The sequence below is a fragment of the Halomonas sp. ALS9 genome (genome assembly GCF_001651035.1).
Taxonomy (GTDB): Bacteria; Pseudomonadota; Gammaproteobacteria; order Pseudomonadales; family Halomonadaceae; genus Vreelandella.
The window spans coordinates 1-422 of record NZ_LXRG01000177.1; the positions used below are offsets into that span (position 1 = coordinate 1).

Consider the following 422-nt stretch of genomic DNA (forward strand, 5'->3'; position numbering starts at 1 on the left):
GCTTGCGCGTTAGCAGAGTGCTGTGTTTTTAATAAACAGTTGCAGCCACCTGGTATCTTCGACCGGTTCGGGCTTAGAGAGCAAGTCTCATCACCCTACGCCGGCGTGCCTTCTCCCGAAGTTACGGCACCATTTTGCCTAGTTCCTTCACCCGAGTTCTCTCAAGCGCCTTGGGATTCTCACCCTGACCACCTGTGTCGGTTTGGGGTACGGTCGCACATGATCTGAAGCTTAGAGGCTTTTCCTGGAAGCGTGGCATCAGTGACTTCCTGACCGTGGTCAGTTCATCTCGTGTCTCGGCCTTAAAGGATCCCGGATTTACCTAAGATCCAAGCCTACTCACTTTCACCAGGACAACCAACGCCTGGCTCACCTAGCCTTCTTCGTCCCCCCATCGCAACCATGTCCGGTACGGGAATATT

At 53.8% G+C, this 422-nt stretch carries 1 rRNA gene; it reads right to left on the reverse strand.

From position 1 onward, the window contains the following. Window positions 1-422, reverse strand: a 23S ribosomal RNA gene (locus tag A6R74_RS12940); the annotation flags it as partial.